The following is a 15105-nucleotide window of genomic DNA, read 5'->3' on the forward strand; positions in this document are numbered from 1 at the left end:
CAAAAGGGGCTGAAATGGCAGGGAAGCGGATCCGACCCCTAGATCCGACCGAGTCCGCGGCAAGTGGAGCATACCTCTGCCGCGCGGTTTCTCAACTGTCATGGCCTCATGTCCTTATCAGGGCATGGCCTTGTCCGGTCCGGTCAACGCGCGGCAGTGCCGTCAGTTGCTATCGCTGATCGTTCCTGAACGGAGGCTGAAACGATCGCGGCTATTTCTGGGGGGCGGGCGTCGGGCTTGCCGCAGGCGCGGGGCTCGCGGCCGGCTGGGGGGGCTGCGAATTGCTGTTGGTCGGTGCGGGCGACGGCGAGGCGGCCGCGGCTGTCTGCTGCGGCTGCGCAGCCGGGTTGATCCAGCAGGCCTGGGTTAGATTATTCAGGCTGTTCGGGACCTTGTCGTCGATCTGGGTGAGGAAGCGGGTCAGGCAGCGGAACGCGGCCTGGATGTGACCGCCGGGGCAGCCGAAGCGGTCGTAAAGATCGATGTGGCGGAAGGCGGTATCGAGGTCGTCCCTGTACATCAACTGAACCGCGCGACGGCCGAGCCAGACGCATTCGGGATTGCCGGCCGGGCCATTAATGGTGCGGGCAGCCTCGGCGAACTCGTCAGTCCGCTTCTGGTTGGCATCCTTGGCTGCGTCGGTGGCCTGTGCCGCCGGCTGTTTGCCTTGATCCGGGGTCGGCGTTCCGCTCTGGGCGGTCGCGCCACCGAGGCTGGCCAGGAGGACAAGGGAGGAGACGGCCAAGGTGGCGGCGAACTGCCGCAGGGCCGCATTTCGTAACTCGAACACCCGTCGCCGCATGAATTCCCCAATATCTCAGCTGACCGCCCGCGCGGAGGACCTCGCGGACGCGGTGGTGATGGCGTCCAAATGGGTCTCCAATGCGGCGGAAAAGTCCCGCAAAATTCCATGGCCTTTATTTGGATTTTTGTCCAGCAAAGTCACGATCCTATGGCTTGGTCGAACGGCCGCAGGCCAATTCGCCGGGGAGAGGGCGCCGCTCGCCGGCGTTCCCCCCTTGGCAGATGGCGCGCGAGCAGGTAATCGACGGACCCTTCGCGGAGGACGGAACCGATTTCACTTCGTACGCCAGTGGCGCTCCTGCTCATCTCCCTCTGTGCGATTGCTGCCGTGTGGTGGTGGCTGGCCACGCCGATCACGCTCGCGCGCGCGCCCATCGATCCCAATGACAAGGTCCAATGCGTCTCCTACGCGCCGTTCCGCGGCGATCAGACGCCGCTGAACGAATGGACCCATATCGAGGCCGACCAGCTTGAGCAGGATCTGCGCCAGCTCAAGGAGATCACCGACTGCGTTCGCACCTATTCGATCGAGAACGGGCTCGACCAGGTGCCGGCGGTTGCCGCCAGGATCGGCGGGCTGAAGGTGATCCAGGGCATCTGGCTCGGCAGCAACCGCGCCAAGAATTTTGCGCAGGTGGCGACCGCGGTCCGCCTCACCAAGGACTTCCCCGGTATCATCTCCGCGCTCGTCGTCGGCAACGAGGTGCTGCTGCGCGGGGAGATGACGACGTCGGACCTCACCGCGATCATCCGTTCGGTGAAGGCGCAGGTCAGCGTGCCCGTCACCTATGCCGACGTCTGGGAATATTGGTTGAAGAACCGCGAGGTCTACGACGCCGTCGACTTCGTCACGATCCACATCCTGCCTTACTGGGAAGACGTGCCGGTGCGCGCGAAATTCGCCGCCTCCCATGTCGAGGCGATCCGCGAGCGCATGGCGGTCGCGTTTCCCCGCAAGGAGATTTTGATCGGCGAGACCGGCTGGCCGAGCGAAGGACGCATGCGCGAGGGCGCGCTGCCGTCACGCACCAACCAGGCGCGCGTGGTCTCGGAAATCCTCGGCCTTGCGAAAGCGCAAAAGTTTCGCGTCAATCTGATCGAGGCTTATGACCAGCCCTGGAAGCGCCGGCTCGAAGGCACCGTCGGCGGCTATTGGGGCCTGTTCGATTCCGTGCGGCGGCAGCTCAAATATCCGCCGGGCGAGCCGATCAGCAATTTCCCCTTCTGGAAATGGTACATGGGCGCCGGCATGGGCCTCAGCGTGCTGGTGTTCGCGGTCGCAGGCCTGACGCTGCGGCGCAGGCCCTGGACGCCGCGCTTCTCGGCCTGGCTCGGCGTCGGCATCTCCGCGACATCGGCGGGCATCCTGCTTGGGATCGCCGCCGACAAGATGTTTTATGAGAGCTACGGCTGGGGCGGTTGGCTGCAATGGGGCACGTTGCTCCTGGCCGGCATCCTGTCGCCGATCTTCTGCGCGCAGGCGATCGTCATCGGCCGCAGCCTGCCGACCTTCCTCGATATTCTCGGTCCGCGCGAGGAACGGAAATGGTCGAAGCTCACCGCCGTGCTCGGCCTGACGCTGGCGGTGACGGCCGTAATCGCAACCGAGACCGCGCTCGGCTTCGTGTTTGATCCGCGCTACCGCGACTTCCCCTATGCCTCTCTGACGATGGCGGTGGTGCCGTTCGCGCTACTGATGCTGAACCGGCCGCAGATCGGCGTGCGTCCGATTGCGGAAGCGGTGTTCGCAGGCGTGCTGGCGCTGTCGGCGGCCTATATTTTTCTGAACGAAGGCCGCGAGAACTGGCAGGCGATGTGGACCTGCGCGATCTATTTGCTGTTCGCGCTCACGCTGTGGCGGGCGCGGGCCGCGCAAAGCCGAGGATGAGCAGGCCGATCGCGAGCCCCGCCAGCACGATGTTGTAGAGCACGATGCCGAGGCCGGCTGCGATCACGCCGAGCGTGAGCAGCACGATCGAGGGCCGCATCAGGTTCAGCGTCGCGATCACTAGCGCGACGATGCCGAACACCGAATTCTTGAACAGCGACGTCGACACCGTGCGCGCCTTGCAGATCATGGTCTGCAAGCCGGCATCGCATGCGAGCGCCACTTGCGAGAACTCGACCGCGAGATAGCGCACATAGAGCGCCCAGCCGACGGTGACGAAACCGACGACGATGAGGAACTGCACCTGATAGGGCGTGAGGCGGAACGGCTTTTTTGTCATGGGGGCAATATGGTCGCGAAGCCGCGGGCGAGCAACAGAGAAGGTCGAAGTTTCTCGCTGGTGTGCGCGAGAGAATTCAGCTGATCTGTCGAACGTGCGTGTAGCGCTTTTGGAGTCAGCTACCGCCTGAAGAACGACGACAACGTCGATCCCGCCGACGCCTCCGGCTTGGCCGGTGCGGCCGCCGCCGGTTGCACCGCGGGCGCAGGTGCGGGCTCCTCGCGCTTCGTGCGCTTGGAGGAATAGCTGCGGCGGTGCTTGTCGGGTTTGGCGGTGGCGGCGGTGGCAGGCGTGGTCTCGGCCTGCGGGACGGCGTCCTGGCTCTTCTCGGACGTCTTGTCCGATCCCTTGTCCTGCTTCTCCTGTCCGCGCATCGACAGCCGCTGGCCGTCGAACACGGTGGTCTCGCAGTGGCGGTCGCTCTCGGCGAGGCCGGCGCAGAGTTTTGCGGCGGCCGCGGCGTTGACGAGGGGACCGGCCCCCAAGCGGAGCTGCATGCCGAGGCCGGTGTTGCCTTCCTTGATCATGATAATCGGACGCAGGGCCGCGATGTCCGGGTTGGACTTGCTCAACCCGCGCCAGAGCGCGCGCAAGCCGTCGAGCGAGTTGGCGCCGCCGAGGTCAATCGCAAAGCGCGTCTGCTGGACGGCGATCGCGGGAGACTCGGCTTCAATTGCTTCCGGCGGCTTGGCGGATGTCGCTGCGACTTCCGTGGCCGCGGGCGCCGTTTCGGGTTTCTTATCGGCGGCCTTCTCTGTCGTCTCGGGCTGAATCAGTTTCGATGCGGCGGGATCGGGCGGCGCCATCAACGACTTTGATGGCACCAGCGGAAGGATCGGGATTGCCGACGTCGTCAACGGCACGAGCGAGGCCGCCGCTGCGGTCTGCGGCGGTGGGCTCGGCTGTTCGTTTGCAGCCTCCTTCGCAGTGTCTTTTGGCGGCTCCTTCGCCTGTTCCTTTGCGGCTGCCGCGCGCTGCTTGTCGCGGGATGATGGAGCCGGCGTTGAGGCGACTGGCGCGACGCTGGGCGCTGTGAGCGCGGGCTGCGCGTCAGGTGCCGGCGTGTCCTGCGGTTTCGCTGCGGAGGCCTGCGGCGCTGTAACCGGCGCAGCGGTCTGCTTGGCGACGGCGCCGGTCACGGACTCCAGCCCTTGCTCCAGCACGGTGACGCGCGAATAGAGCCGGTCGCGATCGCTGTTCAGCGTCTCGATCGCGGAGGCAAGGCGGCGGGCCTCGTTCTGGCTGTCCTTGGTCAGGATCTGGAGCCGGTCGGCCTGGCGCGACAGATCGACCGAGGCGACCTGTTCGCGGCGCCAGCCGAGCTGAGCCTGGTTGGCGAACACCGCCAGGACGACGGCGCCGACGGCCCCCACGCCCCATGAGCCAAGCCGCCACATCATGCGGCGGTCGAACGTGCTTTCCTCGGCCAAAAGTCCGGAGAACAGCCCGCCGGTCTCCTTGGCGCCGAAGGCATCCGCCAGTGGGTCGGAATCCTTTGCCATGAACGTTAAGTGCCCAGCCCCTGTCCGGCTTCCCCGAATCAATCAGGGAACATTAACAGGAAAACCCACTCGCACTTGAATTCCGGGCGATTGCGGGGGTAGCAAGGCGATAGCTTGCGACAGCATTGGCCCTGCCGCCGCCAATCGATTCGGCCGTATCTGACAGGATTTCGATGACCGTCCGCTCAAGCCTCACGATCGTGCTCGCCGCCGGCGAAGGCACGCGCATGCGATCGAGCCTGCCGAAAGTGCTTCATCCCGTCGCACACCAGAGCCTGCTCGCCCATGTGCTCGCCGCGGCACCCAAGGGAACCGGCACCTCGCTCGCGGTCGTGATCGGTCCCGATCACCAGGCCGTCGCCGATGAAGCCAGGCGCATCCGCCCCGACGTGCTCACCTTCGTGCAGGCGGAGCGGCTCGGCACCGCGCATGCGGTGCTGGCGGCGCGCGAGGCCATCGCGCGGGGCGTCGATGACCTCCTGATCGCGTTCGGCGATACGCCGCTGATCTCGGCCGAGACCTTTGCGCGGCTGCGCGCGCCGCTCGCCAGGGGTGCCGCGATTGCCGCACTCGGTTTTCGCGCCGCGGATCCCACCGGCTATGGCCGCTTCATCGTCGAGGGTGATCGTCTGGTCGCGATCCGCGAGCAGGCCGACGCCAGCGCCGAGGAGCGCAAGATCGATCTGTGCAATGCCGGCGTGATGGCGATCGACGGGCGCCGCGCGCTCACGATCCTCGAGAAGATCGGCCATGCGAATTCGAAGGGCGAGTATTATCTCACGGACGCAGTCGGCATCGTCCGCGAACAGGGATGGGAGTCCGTGGTGATCGAGACGAGTGAGGACGAAGTGCGCGGCATCAACACCAAGGCGCAGCTCGCCGAGGCAGAAGCCGTGATGCAGGCGCGGCTGCGCAAGGCAGCGATGGAAGCCGGCGTCACGCTGATCGCTCCAGAGACCGTTTATCTCTCCGCCGACACATTGTTCGGCAAGGACATCACTATCGAGCCGTTCGTCGTGATCGGCCCCGGCGTGTCGATCGCCGACGGAACGGTGATCCACTCGTTCTCGCACATCGTGCAGACAACGCTCGGCAAGAACGTCTCGATCGGCCCTTATGCGCGGCTTCGTCCCGGCACCTCGCTCGGCGATGGTGCGCGCATCGGCAATTTCGTGGAGACCAAGGCCGCGACGCTGGAGGCCGGCGTCAAGGTCAACCATCTCTCCTACATTGGGGATGCCACCATCGGCGCCAATTCCAACATCGGCGCCGGCACCATCACCTGCAATTACGATGGCTTCAACAAGCACAAGACGGTGATCGGGCAGGGCGCCTTCGTCGGCACCAACTCCTCGCTGGTCGCGCCAGTGAAAATCGGCAACGGCGCCTATATCGGCTCGGGCTCGGTGATCACGCGCGACGTGCCTGACGACGCCATGGCGCTGGAGCGCAGCCCGCAGACCATCCGCGAAGGCGGCGCCGCGCGCTATCGCGAGATGAAGACGCGCGGCAAGAAGCCAGAAAAGTAGCCGGAGAAGTGAGCGAGCGGACTTGCCCGAATTTCGGTTCAGTTCGCCAAAGCCTTTGCGATAATATCCGCTCCCTTTTCGGCGACCATGATCGTCGCGGGATGGATGTTGGAGGACGGCACGGCTGGCATGACGGATGCGTCCACGACCCGTAAGCCTTCGATGCCGCGCACGCGCAAGGCGCTGTCGACCACAGCGCTGTCGTCCTCGCCCATCCGGCAGGTACCGCAGGGGTGAAACACGGTTGATCCGACCTTCCGGACATAGTCGGTGATTTGCTCGTCGCTTTTCACGTCAGGTCCCGGCCGCAGCGGCTCACTGATGAGCGAACGGAATGGATCGGTCGCCGCGATCTGGCTCGCAATGCGAAACCCCGCCAACATGACCCTGACATCGTCGGGATGGGTCAAGTAATTGGCCAGGATCCGGGGCGGCATTCGCGCATCTCCATCGCGCAGCGTTATCTCGCCCCGGCTCTTCGGCCGGCAGACGTTGAAGACAAAACTGAATCCGGGCCAGCGATGCAGGCCATATATCAAGCCGTTGGATGAGAACTTGTGGACCATGAATTGGATGTCCGGCGTTGGCTCAGACGGGCTCGATTTGGCGAACAGAATTGCTTCGGTCGCACCGATGGACATTTGTCCAGAGCCGTCGATCAGCCATTGCAACGCGAGTTTTGCCGATTTGACCGGAGACATGACGGCTTCGTTAAGTGTGCCGGCTGAGTTGGTTTTGAACGCAAAGTTCGACAGATAATGATCTTGCAAATTCTTGCCGACGCCGGCGAGATCCAGCATGACGTCGATGCCTTGCGCGCCAAGTTCAGTAGCTGGCCCGATCCCGGAGGCGAGTAGCAGCACCGGCGAGTTGATCGAGCCGCCGGACAGGATCAGTTCGCGCCGTGCACCTATGCGCTGGGTCTGGCCGTCTCGTTCGACCTCAACACCGACGGCGCGGCGGCCTTCGAACAGGATCCGGCGCACATGGCTTTTGGTCATCAGTTCGAGATTGCGCCGGTAAAGGTTTGGCTTGAGATAGCCAACGGCGGTCGAGCGGCGCCAGCCATTGTGGACGTTGAGGGGCGCGAAACCGATCCCGTCTATGCGCTCGCCGTTGAAATCCGGGTTACGCTGGTACTGCAGCCGCTCACAGGTGTCGATGAATGCCTTTGTGACCGTGCATGGCCGTTTGGTCTCGGCGATCGTCATCGGGCCGCCACTGCCGCGCCACTCATTGGCGCCCTTGACGCAATGTTCCATCCGCTTGAAGTAGGGAAGCACGTCATTGTAGCCCCAGCCTCGCGCACCGAGCCGCTGCCATTCGTCATAGTCGCTCGGTGCGCCCCGGAGGAACACAAGTCCGTTGATGGAGCCGGAGCCGCCCAACACCTTGCCGCGTGGCCAGCTGATGGTGCGGCCGCCAAGACCGGGCTCCGGCTCGGTCGCGTAGCCCCAGTTCACGTTCGGATTGGCAACGAGCTTGCCGAACCCCATCGGTATGTGGATCCACGGATTGCGATCAGGTCCACCAGCCTCGATGGCGCAAAGCGTAATGCTTGGATTCTCTGTGAGACGCGCCGCCAGCACGCAGCCCGCAGATCCTGCGCCAACCACAACGACATCAAACTCGGCGTGAAATTCAAACTTGCTCATGATCACCGTTCGTCACGATTGCATTCACGAGAAAGAATATTGCCATGGCTGGTTGGCCATCGGTCTTAATGGCAAATCAGCAGCGCGTCTGGATCCTTGGTCTCAAATCCGTCGGACCTTGTCCGTCTTTCCACGTAGGCATAACGTGGTGCGTTCGGAATTCTGGAGGAAACGATGGCGATAGCCCTTGAACTCGAGATGTCGGACTTCCTCAACCGATATAACGAAACTTTTGCCACATATGATGGCGAGCAAATAGCCGGGTTTTACAGCGTCCCTACGATTACCATGCGAGGAGATGGCTCGATACACTGTTTTCAGTCCCGGGAAGAGATTGCGCGATTCTTCCAAGGCGTGGCTGACATCTACAAAGGCGAGGGGACCAAGGGTGCGACGATCCACGATCTCGTGGCCGAGCCTATCGGTGAGCGCAGTGCCCTCGTAACCCTGACTTGGAAAAACCGTCGCGCTGATGGAAGCGTGGCAAGGCAGTGGCGCCAGTCCTACAACGTTGTTCGCTTTGCCGAAGGCTGGCGCATCCTGGCCGCAACATTTCACTTGAGCGCCGCGTTGGGGTAGCGACGTCCGCGGGGGCGCTATTCGTCGTCGGCGACTTCCGACAACATCGCACGCGTCAGGCGCCAGCCGCGCGGCCTGGCACGCTTCGCCGGTTCGCCGGCAGCTTGCGTGATGAGGACGGGCTTGCTTTCCTTGCCGCGGTGAGGCGGCGGCCAATGCGCGAGGCGCGTGCCCGTGGTCTCGCTGGCGAGCAGATATTTCGGTGACAGACCTTTGCGGTCGGGCGTGGCTTTCATGGCCTTGATCTCCCGGACGGGAATCGTTGGCCAAACGTATTGACAACGAGTTAATACGCGCGGTTAAAGGCCGGCCGGCCACATCGACGCACGCCAAGCTGCCGTCATCGTGTGCTGTCGCAATCCGTCATAATTATTGAGTATCTGGTTCCTTAGGAACTTCGCTAAAAACCGAGCGCGTCGTTTAGGCGATTTTTCGACGTTTTGGGGGATATTGATCCGCATGTGCGGGATTGTCGGCATTCTCGGGCGCGAACCGGTTGCAGAGCAATTGGTGGATTCGCTCAAACGTCTTGAATATCGCGGCTATGACTCCGCCGGCGTCGCCACGCTCGAGGGCAGGCTCATCGAGCGTCGCCGCGCCGAGGGCAAGCTGAAGAATCTGGAGAAGCGGCTGGAAGTGGAGCCGCTCAAGGGCACCACCGGCATCGGTCACACCCGCTGGGCCACCCACGGCAAGCCGACCGTCAACAACGCCCATCCACATGCGACCGAGCGCGTGGCTGTCGTCCACAACGGCATCATCGAGAATTTCCGCGAGTTGCGCGAGGAGCTCGAGAAGAAGGGCACGGTGTTCCACACCCAGACCGACACCGAGATCGTGCTGCATCTCGTCGACGATCTCTTGACGCGCGGCAACAAGCCGGTGGAAGCGGTGAAGCTGACGCTGGCACGGCTGCGCGGCGCCTTCGCCCTCGGCTTCATCTTCGCCGGCGAAGACGATCTCATGATTGGTGCCCGCAACGGCCCGCCGCTCGCGATCGGCTATGGCGACGGCGAGATGTATCTGGGCTCCGATGCCATCGCGCTCGGTCCGTTCACCGACACGATCAGCTATCTCGAGGACGGCGACTGGGTCGTGCTGACCCATAAGAGCGCTGCGATCTTCGACAAGGACGGCCACGCCGTCCAGCGCGACAAGATCAAGCACGCCGCCGCGACCTCGCTGGTCGACAAGGCCAATTACCGCCACTTCATGGCCAAGGAGATCCACGAGCAGCCGGAAGTGGTCGGCCATACGCTCGCGCGCTATGTCGACATGGCGACCGAGCGCGTCGCGCTGCCGGTCAAGCTGCCGTTCGACTTCAAGGACATCCAGCGCATCAACATCACGGCCTGCGGCACCGCGAGCTATGCCGGTATCGTCGCAAAATACTGGTTCGAGCGTTTTGCGCGCGTGCCGGTCGAGGTCGATGTCGCCTCCGAATTCCGTTACCGCGAAGCGCCGCTGCGCAAGGGCGATCTCGCCATCTTCATCTCGCAATCCGGTGAGACCGCCGACACGCTGGCCGCGCTGCGCTACGCCAAGGCCGAGGGCGCGCATACCATTGCCGTCGTCAACGTGCCGACCTCGACGATCGCGCGCGAGAGCGAAACGGTGCTGCAAACGCTGGCCGGCCCCGAGATCGGCGTCGCATCGACGAAGGCCTTCACCTGCCAGCTCATGGTGCTAGCGAACCTCGCCATTGCGGCCGGCAGGGCCCGCGGCGAATTGTCCGAGGAGGACGAGACGAAGCTGGTCCACGGCCTCGTCGAGGTCCCGCGTCTGATGGCGGATGCGCTCACCACCGAGCCCCAGATCGAAAAGCTTGCGCACAGGATCGCCAAGTCCCGCGACGTGCTTTATCTCGGCCGCGGCACCAGCTATCCGCTGGCGCTCGAAGGCGCGCTGAAGCTGAAGGAAATCTCCTACATCCACGCCGAGGGCTATGCCGCCGGCGAGCTCAAGCACGGCCCGATCGCGCTGATCGATGAGACCATGCCGGTCGTCGTCATCGCGCCCTACGACCGGGTGTTCGAGAAGACCGTCTCCAACATGCAGGAGGTCGCCGCCCGCGGCGGCAACATCATCCTGATGACCGACGCCAAGGGCGCGGAGGAGGCGACCGTGGAGTCCCTTGTCACCATCATCATGCCGGACATGGCGGCCGCCTTCACGCCGATGGTCTATGCCGTTCCCGTGCAGTTGCTCGCCTATCACACGGCGGTGGTGATGGGCACGGATGTCGATCAGCCGCGCAACCTCGCCAAATCCGTGACCGTGGAATAGGCAGAAGGGATCGGGCCGGGACGCTAGGTGGTCTTCCAAAACCTGCTAGAAGACCCTAGCTTGAACGAAGCGACCGACCTGGAACCCGAATGACCGCCCGCGACGACGCGCCTGCGCCTCTGCCTGATCCCATCCCGGAGCCGCATACCGGCCTGATGGGTCGCTTCCGCAACTATTTCCTCACCGGCCTCATCGTGACGGGGCCGATTGCAATCACCCTTTATCTGGTCTGGTGGTTCGTCACCTGGGTCGACGGCGTGGTGCGGCCATTCATACCGCTGGCGTATCGGCCCGAAACCTATATGCCGTACGTCGTTCCCGGCTGGGGACTGATTGTCGCAGTTTTCGCGCTGACTATGCTCGGTTTCCTGACCGCGAATCTGATCGGCCGCACCCTGGTCGATCTCGGCGAGACTTTTGTCGGCCGGATTCCGGCGGTGCGCGCCATCTACCGTGGCCTGAAGCAGGTGTTCGAGACGCTGTTTTCGGGCAAGGGCTCGAGCTTCCGGAAGGTCGGTCTGGTGGAGTTTCCATCGCCGGGCATGTGGTCGATCGTGCTGATCTCGCAGTCGCCGAACGAGGACGTCGCGCGCAGCCTGCCGGGGCAGGAGGAGCATGTCTCGGTGTTTCTGCCGTGCTCGCCGAACCCGACCACCGGCTTCTTCTTCTACGTGCCCAAGAGCAAGATCATCGAGGTCGACATGAGCACCGAAGATGCCGCGACACTGATCATGTCGGCCGGCGTGGTACAGCCCGGCGCGGCACCCGACCCGAAGAAGGCCGCCGCGCTCGCCGGCATGGCGAACGCCGCGCGCATTGCCAACGCCTCCACGCTTCAGCCCGAGCCTGCGAAGGTGGAGTAGGGCCATTCCTCCGCGGGATGGCCGCGTTCGCGCAGGCGCTTCCGTCGTCTGCTATTGTTCCAGTCGACCCGAGTGTATCGCTCGGAATTCGACCTGGAGTGCCCGATGTCCAAAACCATTGCGATCCTCGCGCCCGGTGCCATGGGCAGCGCGGTGGCCCGCCGCTTGACCGAGAACGGCGCGCGGGTGCTGACGTCCTTGAAGGGACGCAGCGAAGCGACGCTGAAACGGGCGGCGGATGCCGGCATGGTCGGCGCCGAGGACGACGCCATCGCGGACGCCGATATCATCCTTTCGATCGTGCCGCCGGGCGAGGCCGTGGCGCTCGCGGAGCGGCTGGCCGCGCTGATCGTCGGGCGCGACAAGAAGCCGGTCGTGGTCGACTGCAACGCCGTCAATGTCGACACGGTGAAGCGGATCGAGGAGATCATCGGCTCGGCCCAGGCCCCCTTCGTCGATGCCGGCATCATCGGCTTCCCGCCGCAGCCCGGCGGCAAGAGCCCGGCCTTCTACATGTCCGGCAAATACACTGGGGACGTTGCGGTACTCAAAGACCTTGGCCTCGACGTTCGCATCGTCGAAGGTCCCGTTGGCGCTGCCTCGGCGCTCAAGATGTCCTACGCCGGCATCGTCAAGGGCCTCGCCGGCATCAGCTCGGCCATGGTGGTCGCGGCCACGAAAGCCGGCGCTGCGGATGCGCTCCGCGACGAACTCGCGCTGAGCCAGCCCGCGATCCTGGCGCGGCTCGAAGTCTCGCTGCCCGACATGATTCCGAAGGCCTATCGCTGGGTCGCGGAGATGCGGGAGATATCCGGCTTTCTCGGGCCGGATCATCCGGCCAGCCAGATATACGAGGGCTTTGCTCGCTGGTTCGAGCATCTCGCCGCGGATGCCAAGGGTGAGGCGGCGGACGCCGCGTTGCTGAAGGCGTTCGCCGCGAGCATCGCGCAGAAAAAAGCCTAGCTACCCTTTTGGTCCAACGAAACGGAATCCAGAAAATCCTGGACGTCCCGGTCGCTGCTCAGGCGCACGACCGGGACGTCCGCGCCATACTGCATGCGCTCGGCCTCGATGACAGGCGCGCGCTCGCTGTTGTAGCGCCACGCCTCCCGCATCAATTTCCAGTCGAATTGTTCCGGACATCCCTCCGGCAGGTCCGGCCGCGACGTGGAGCGATCGAAGGCCGAACGCAAGAGAATGCGCCACTGGCAGAGCCAGCGCGGGCGGTCGATGACGACCAATGTCTCGGCGCGCGCGAGTGTGAGATCGAAGCCCAGCCCGGAAAAGCTGCCGTCGACGATCCACGCGTCGCCCGCGATCGCGTCAGTGACGCGCGCGCGAAAGCTTGCCGTGTCGGACGCCTTCCAGCCCGGCCGCCAGTAGAGCACGTCGAGATGCACGACCGGCAGCCCAAGCTTTTGCCCGAGTTTTCGGGCGAGGCTCGTCTTTCCGCTTCCCTGGCTGCCAACAACGATGATCCGGCGCATGGCCGGAGGGTTTCATGAAATCAGCCGCAATGAAAGATTGCGCTGCCCGCCCGCAGATCAGCCCGCCCCGATCAGCGGGATCGCCTCGTCGCGCTCGTAGAGATACAGCAGACACCGCAGCGCCTCGCCGCGCTCGCTCTTCAGCTTCGGATCGTCCTTCATGATGCGCAGCGCTTCGTCGCGGGCCTGGGTGATGAGCTGACCGTGGACCTCCGAGCGCGCGATGCGGTAGCCGGGCAGGCCGCTCTGGCGTACGCCGAGCACATCGCCTTCGCCGCGCAGCTTCAGATCCTCCTCGGCGATACGAAACCCGTCAGTGGTCTCGCGGATCACTTTCAGTCGTGCCTTCGACATCTCGCCGAGCGGCTCCGAGTAGAGCAGCAGGCAGGTGGAGGCCTCCGAGCCGCGCCCGATGCGGCCGCGCAGCTGGTGCAACTGCGCAAGGCCGAAGCGCTCGGCGTTCTCGATCACCATAACGGTGGCGGCCGGAACGTCGACGCCGACCTCGACCACGGTGGTCGCGACCAGAAGCCCGATCTCGTGGGCGGCGAACTGGCCCATCACGCGATCCTTCTCGGTGCCTTTCATCTGGCCGTGGACGAGGCCGACACGGTCGCCGAAACGCTTTTGCAGGCCCTCGAAGCGCTTGGTCGCGTTGGTCAGGTGCTCGGTGCCCTCGGCCTCGGACTCCTCGACCAGCGGGCAGATCCAGTAGACCAGCTTGCCCGCCTGCAAAGCGCGGCCGATGCTCTCGGTGACTTCTTCAAGGCGGCTCATCGATATGGTGCGGGTTTCAATCGGCTGGCGGCCGGCCGGCTTCTCGCGCAGCTCAGAGATGTCCATGTCGCCGAAATAGGTCAGCACCAGTGTGCGCGGGATCGGTGTTGCGCTCAGCACCAGCACGTCGACGGCCGCGCCCTTCGACGTCAGCGCCAGGCGCTCGCGCACGCCAAAGCGATGCTGCTCGTCGACGATGGCGAGTGCGAGATCACTAAAGATCACGTCGTCCTGGATCAGCGCATGCGTGCCGACGAGGAGATCGATGTCGCCATCGGCCAGCCGTGCGATGATCTCGCGGCGCTCCTTGCCTTTTTCGCGCCCGGTGAGGATCGCGACCCGCATCCCGGCGCGCTCGGCCAGCGGTGCGATGGTCTTGATGTGCTGGCGCGCCAGGATTTCGGTCGGCGCCATCAGCGCGGCCTGTTTGCCGACTTCGGTCACCGCAGCGGCAGCAAGCAGTGCCACCACAGTCTTGCCGGAACCGACGTCGCCCTGGAGAAGGCGCAGCATGCGCACAGGCTGTTGCAGATCGCTCGCAATCGCCGCGGCCGCGTCGCGCTGGGAGGACGTCAGCGCATAGGGCAGCGCATCGATGATCTTGTTGCGGAGGTGCCCGTCACCGGCGTTGCGCACGCCGGCCGGGCGGCGCAGCTGTGCGCGGATCAAAGCGAGTGCGAGCTGGCCGGCCAGCAGTTCGTCGAAGGCGAGGCGCGACCAGAACTGTTTTTCGGGCAGGATGTCGGTGAGCTCGACCGGCTGATGCACGCGGGTGAGCGCTTCCGCAACCGGCGGGAAATTGCAGCGGCGCAGCACCTCCGGGCTGATCCATTCCGGCAAGGCCGGAAGCTTTTGCAGCGCCTGTGCGACTGCACGGCGGAGCGAGCCGAGCGCCAGTCCCTCCGTCAGCGGATAGACCGGATCGATGCCGGAGAGCTTTGAAATCGCCTCTTCGTCCAGCACCCGGTCGGGATGCACGATCTGCGGGATGCCGTCATACATCTGGAGCGTGCCGGAGACGTAGCGCTTCTCGCCCATCGGCAGCAGCTTCTCGACATAGCCGGGTTTGGCGCGGAAGAACGTCAGGACGACATCGCCGGTCTCGTCGCTGGCGTAGACCAGATACGGCGCGCGGGCGTTGCGCGGCGGCGGCGGGCGGTGGCGGTCGACGGTGACCTCCAGCGTCACCATGGTTCCCTGGACGGCGTCGCGAATCTTCGGCCGCGCCCGGCGATCGATGACCTGGCTCGGCAGATGCAGCAACAGGTCGACCAGCCGCGGCGTCTCGTTGCGGCTGAGCAGGTACTGCAACAACTTGTCCTGCTTCGGACCGACGCCGGGCAGGGTAGTCACGGGAGCAAACAGCGGATTGAGCAGGCTTGGGCGCATCAGGTG

13 protein-coding genes are annotated in these 15105 nt (G+C 64.5%); 6 read left to right on the top strand and 7 right to left on the bottom strand.

Annotated features, from left to right (window positions below):
• Positions 1 to 211: 211 nt before the first annotated feature.
• Positions 212 to 802, bottom strand: a complete 591-nt coding sequence (locus tag ACPPVR_RS21885) for a beta-1-3, beta-1-6-glucan biosynthesis protein (protein ID WP_426608663.1) — start codon at positions 800 to 802, stop codon at positions 212 to 214.
• 330 nt (positions 803 to 1132) lie between these two features.
• Here ACPPVR_RS21885 and ACPPVR_RS21890 point away from each other — a divergent pair, with 330 nt between their 5' ends.
• Positions 1133 to 2692, top strand: coding sequence for a beta-(1-6) glucans synthase (locus tag ACPPVR_RS21890; RefSeq protein WP_426608664.1), 1560 nt, complete (start codon positions 1133 to 1135; stop codon positions 2690 to 2692).
• Here ACPPVR_RS21890 and ACPPVR_RS21895 read toward each other — a convergent pair.
• Complete coding sequence (locus ACPPVR_RS21895; protein WP_426608665.1) at positions 2652 to 3032, bottom strand: hypothetical protein; 381 nt, start codon at positions 3030 to 3032, stop codon at positions 2652 to 2654. The genes ACPPVR_RS21890 and ACPPVR_RS21895 overlap by 41 nt on opposite strands.
• A gap of 119 nt (positions 3033 to 3151) precedes the next feature.
• Positions 3152 to 4534, bottom strand: a complete 1383-nt coding sequence (locus ACPPVR_RS21900; RefSeq protein ID WP_426608666.1) for a hypothetical protein — start codon at positions 4532 to 4534, stop codon at positions 3152 to 3154.
• 173 nt (positions 4535 to 4707) lie between these two features.
• On the opposite strand from ACPPVR_RS21900, the gene glmU reads away from it, so the two are divergent.
• Positions 4708 to 6063 (top strand): bifunctional UDP-N-acetylglucosamine diphosphorylase/glucosamine-1-phosphate N-acetyltransferase GlmU, encoded by a 1356-nt coding sequence (gene glmU / locus ACPPVR_RS21905; RefSeq protein ID WP_426608667.1) that lies wholly within the window; start codon positions 4708 to 4710, stop codon positions 6061 to 6063.
• Positions 6064 to 6101: 38 nt separating this feature from the next.
• Here the strand turns inward: glmU and ACPPVR_RS21910 are convergent, their stop codons facing one another.
• On the bottom strand, positions 6102 to 7718 hold the full coding sequence (locus tag ACPPVR_RS21910; protein WP_426608668.1) for a GMC family oxidoreductase: 1617 nt from the start codon (positions 7716 to 7718) through the stop codon (positions 6102 to 6104).
• 174 nt (positions 7719 to 7892) lie between these two features.
• On the opposite strand from ACPPVR_RS21910, the gene ACPPVR_RS21915 reads away from it, so the two are divergent.
• Complete coding sequence (locus tag ACPPVR_RS21915) at positions 7893 to 8297, top strand: hypothetical protein (RefSeq protein WP_426608669.1); 405 nt, start codon at positions 7893 to 7895, stop codon at positions 8295 to 8297.
• A gap of 17 nt (positions 8298 to 8314) precedes the next feature.
• Here the strand turns inward: ACPPVR_RS21915 and ACPPVR_RS21920 are convergent, their stop codons facing one another.
• Positions 8315 to 8533 (bottom strand): hypothetical protein, encoded by a 219-nt coding sequence (locus ACPPVR_RS21920; RefSeq protein WP_426608670.1) that lies wholly within the window; start codon positions 8531 to 8533, stop codon positions 8315 to 8317.
• A gap of 223 nt (positions 8534 to 8756) precedes the next feature.
• Here ACPPVR_RS21920 and glmS point away from each other — a divergent pair, with 223 nt between their 5' ends.
• From glmS to ACPPVR_RS21935, 3 genes are all read left to right on the top strand, one after another.
• Positions 8757 to 10583, top strand: coding sequence for a glutamine--fructose-6-phosphate transaminase (isomerizing) (gene glmS / locus ACPPVR_RS21925; RefSeq protein ID WP_426608671.1), 1827 nt, complete (start codon positions 8757 to 8759; stop codon positions 10581 to 10583).
• A gap of 89 nt (positions 10584 to 10672) precedes the next feature.
• Positions 10673 to 11446 (top strand): DUF502 domain-containing protein, encoded by a 774-nt coding sequence (locus ACPPVR_RS21930; protein ID WP_426608672.1) that lies wholly within the window; start codon positions 10673 to 10675, stop codon positions 11444 to 11446.
• A 105-nt stretch (positions 11447 to 11551) separates the two neighbouring features.
• A complete protein-coding gene (locus ACPPVR_RS21935; RefSeq protein WP_426608673.1) occupies positions 11552 to 12409 on the top strand; it encodes a DUF1932 domain-containing protein in 858 nt (285 codons plus the stop codon).
• Here the strand turns inward: ACPPVR_RS21935 and ACPPVR_RS21940 are convergent.
• Both ACPPVR_RS21940 and recG read right to left on the bottom strand, forming a co-directional pair.
• On the bottom strand, positions 12406 to 12933 hold the full coding sequence (locus tag ACPPVR_RS21940) for an AAA family ATPase (RefSeq protein WP_426608674.1): 528 nt from the start codon (positions 12931 to 12933) through the stop codon (positions 12406 to 12408). The genes ACPPVR_RS21935 and ACPPVR_RS21940 overlap by 4 nt on opposite strands.
• A 57-nt stretch (positions 12934 to 12990) precedes the next feature.
• The gene (gene recG / locus ACPPVR_RS21945) at positions 12991 to 15099 is read right to left on the bottom strand and encodes an ATP-dependent DNA helicase RecG (protein WP_426608675.1); all 2109 of its coding nucleotides are present in this window, start codon (positions 15097 to 15099) and stop codon (positions 12991 to 12993) included.
• Positions 15100 to 15105 lie beyond the last annotated feature (6 nt).

It is taken from the genome of Bradyrhizobium sp. McL0616 (genome assembly GCF_049993385.1).
GTDB lineage: Bacteria > Pseudomonadota > Alphaproteobacteria > Rhizobiales > Xanthobacteraceae > Bradyrhizobium.

Excerpts from the sequence above, each read along its gene's own strand:
- ACPPVR_RS21885 (WP_426608663.1), bottom strand. The coding sequence starts at position 802 with ATGCGGCGACGGGTGTTCGAGTTACGAAATGCGGCCCTGCGGCAGTTC.
- ACPPVR_RS21895 (WP_426608665.1), bottom strand. The coding sequence starts at position 3,032 with ATGACAAAAAAGCCGTTCCGCCTCACGCCCTATCAGGTGCAGTTCCTC.
- ACPPVR_RS21940 (WP_426608674.1), bottom strand. The coding sequence starts at position 12,933 with ATGCGCCGGATCATCGTTGTTGGCAGCCAGGGAAGCGGAAAGACGAGC.
- ACPPVR_RS21930 (WP_426608672.1), top strand. The coding sequence starts at position 10,673 with ATGACCGCCCGCGACGACGCGCCTGCGCCTCTGCCTGATCCCATCCCG.
- ACPPVR_RS21900 (WP_426608666.1), bottom strand. The coding sequence starts at position 4,534 with ATGGCAAAGGATTCCGACCCACTGGCGGATGCCTTCGGCGCCAAGGAG.
- ACPPVR_RS21920 (WP_426608670.1), bottom strand. The coding sequence starts at position 8,533 with ATGAAAGCCACGCCCGACCGCAAAGGTCTGTCACCGAAATATCTGCTC.
- ACPPVR_RS21915 (WP_426608669.1), top strand. The coding sequence starts at position 7,893 with ATGGCGATAGCCCTTGAACTCGAGATGTCGGACTTCCTCAACCGATAT.
- glmU (WP_426608667.1), top strand. The coding sequence starts at position 4,708 with ATGACCGTCCGCTCAAGCCTCACGATCGTGCTCGCCGCCGGCGAAGGC.
- recG (WP_426608675.1), bottom strand. The coding sequence starts at position 15,099 with ATGCGCCCAAGCCTGCTCAATCCGCTGTTTGCTCCCGTGACTACCCTG.
- ACPPVR_RS21910 (WP_426608668.1), bottom strand. The coding sequence starts at position 7,718 with ATGAGCAAGTTTGAATTTCACGCCGAGTTTGATGTCGTTGTGGTTGGC.
- ACPPVR_RS21935 (WP_426608673.1), top strand. The coding sequence starts at position 11,552 with ATGTCCAAAACCATTGCGATCCTCGCGCCCGGTGCCATGGGCAGCGCG.
- glmS (WP_426608671.1), top strand. The coding sequence starts at position 8,757 with ATGTGCGGGATTGTCGGCATTCTCGGGCGCGAACCGGTTGCAGAGCAA.